A 1,763-nucleotide genomic window follows, 5' to 3' on the forward strand; every position below is an offset into this window, starting at 1 on the left:
CGGCAATCGCCAGGATTGGTCCCGTCGCTTTGTCAGCGCCAACGGCATGACCGAACGGTCCAGAAATTCGGACAACATCGCTCAACTCAAGTTCCTTCGCCAAGAGCCCAGAGGCGCGCCCACCGGCAATGGCACGAATGTGGAACTCCAGATGGGAAGCCCCCTGCCCGCTGGCTACCGAGTAACTGCGGGTAATGCCGGGGACCAGTTCGATCTGGAAGAACTGGCCGGGTGAAAAGGCGATGGGTTCATCGGGTCGCAGAACCAAGCGATAGATGTCGGGCGCCATGGCGTACAGCCCAACGATCCGGGCCTGCGCACCCGCCACGACTTGATCATTGGCCCAGGCGACGGCTACGTCCGTCAGTGGAACGGCACGACAGGCCAATATATTTCCGCCCGCCCTTTCCGAAGCATCGAGCGCGAAGGGCGAATGCTGCAGCATCATCACCTCGCCGGAGAGGAGTTGGGACTTGCATGCGCCGCACCGACCAGACCGACAGCTATGGGGAAACGGCACATTCGCTTCGAGTGCGGCCTCGAGCACGGTTTGCCCTTCGGTCATTTCGATGCGTGATTGGCACTGGGGAAGACGGAGAGTGGTCATCGTCCGCTCCCGAACAGGCCGGGCCAGTCCTGACGCAACCGAGCGCGCTGTGTGTCATGGGTGCCGTAATAGACCTTGGTCCCGACCACAGTGATGGGTGCGACCCGCACACCGGTTCGTGCCTTGGCCTGCTCGGCCACGCCAGGGCGGGCAAGGTCGTGTTCCTCGAAGGGGATGCCAAGCTGATCGAACCACGCCTTGAGTTGCCGGCAGTCCGGGCAAGTCGGGGTCGTGTAAATTTCGATGGTTGGGGAAGATGAAGTCTGCATTTTGCACCTCTTGGGATGGTGCCTTCTGTCATCGTCCTTCCAACGCTGGGCAGGTCAATGCCCTATCGTCGTGCAGGAGGATTGGCGGAGAAATCATCTCCGCCAACGAGATCAAGCCGCTAGTTTGTGAGCCAGGCGCGAGGCCAGGGTAGCTACGTGATGGCCCTGGAAGCGAGCACCGGCCAGTTCGGCGGCGGTTGGCATCCGCTCGCCATCGCTGCCGACGATCGCTCCGGCACCATAGGGGCTGCCCCCCTTAACCTCCTCCAGTCCGGCCTGTCCCTCGAAGGTGTAGGGGAGGCCAACCACGATCATGCCAAGGTGGAACAGGGTTGGCATCGCAGAAAGGATTGTCGTCTCCTGACCGCCGTGCTGTGTGCCAGAGGTGGTAAAAATTGCGCCGACTTTTCCAACGAGCGCATTGCGAGACCAAAGTCCTCCAGCCCGTTCCAGGAATGCACGCATTGGGGCGGCCATGGAGCCGAAACGGGTCGGCGTGCCGATGATGATGGCATCGAAATCTGCAAGTTCATCGATGTGAGCAAGCGGTGCCGACTGGTCGATCAGGTGGCCGTCCCTTTCCGCCACTGACAAAGGCACAATGTCCGGCACGCGGCGAATGGAGACGGATGCTCCGGCCTGGCTGGCCCCTTCGGCGACGGCATGAGCCATGGATTCTATGTGGCCCCAGGCTGAGTGGTAGAGAACGAGTACGCGAGTCATTTTGTGTATTCCTTTGGCGTGGATCGACCGAAGTCGGTAAGCCCGATGTCCTTGAGCAGGCGCGGACTATTGGGAGGATTCCTGTTCCCGCGGCCACGGAGCCAGCTGCAGAACCGAGCTAGAAGCCGCACACGCTCTGGAGGCGGCTCGAGGTAAAAAGAGAA

At 61.1% G+C, this 1,763-nt stretch carries 3 protein-coding genes; all 3 read right to left on the reverse strand.

Annotated features, from left to right (window positions below; genetic code table 11):
• The coding region (locus GGR20_RS18380; protein ID WP_183312809.1) for a 2Fe-2S iron-sulfur cluster-binding protein at positions 1-607 on the reverse strand (607 nt) is incomplete at its 3' end.
• Positions 604-876: a glutaredoxin family protein gene (locus GGR20_RS18385; RefSeq protein ID WP_183312810.1), complete on the reverse strand. Its 273-nt coding sequence runs from the start codon at positions 874-876 to the stop codon at positions 604-606. The genes GGR20_RS18385 and GGR20_RS18380, both read right to left, overlap by 4 nt.
• A gap of 111 nt (positions 877-987) precedes the next feature.
• Positions 988-1,599 (reverse strand): NAD(P)H:quinone oxidoreductase, encoded by a 612-nt coding sequence (gene wrbA, locus GGR20_RS18390; RefSeq protein WP_183312811.1) that lies wholly within the window; start codon positions 1,597-1,599, stop codon positions 988-990.
• Between the last annotated feature and the right edge of the window lie 164 nt (positions 1,600-1,763).

The organism is Devosia subaequoris, assembly GCF_014197055.1.
Taxonomy (GTDB): Bacteria; Pseudomonadota; Alphaproteobacteria; order Rhizobiales; family Devosiaceae; genus Devosia; species Devosia subaequoris.

What these genes read in the sequence shown, in the direction of transcription:
- wrbA (WP_183312811.1), bottom strand. Translation starts at nt 1,599, where the DNA reads ATGACTCGCGTACTCGTTCTCTACCACTCAGCCTGGGGCCACATAGAA.
- GGR20_RS18385 (WP_183312810.1), bottom strand. Translation starts at nt 876, where the DNA reads ATGCAGACTTCATCTTCCCCAACCATCGAAATTTACACGACCCCGACT.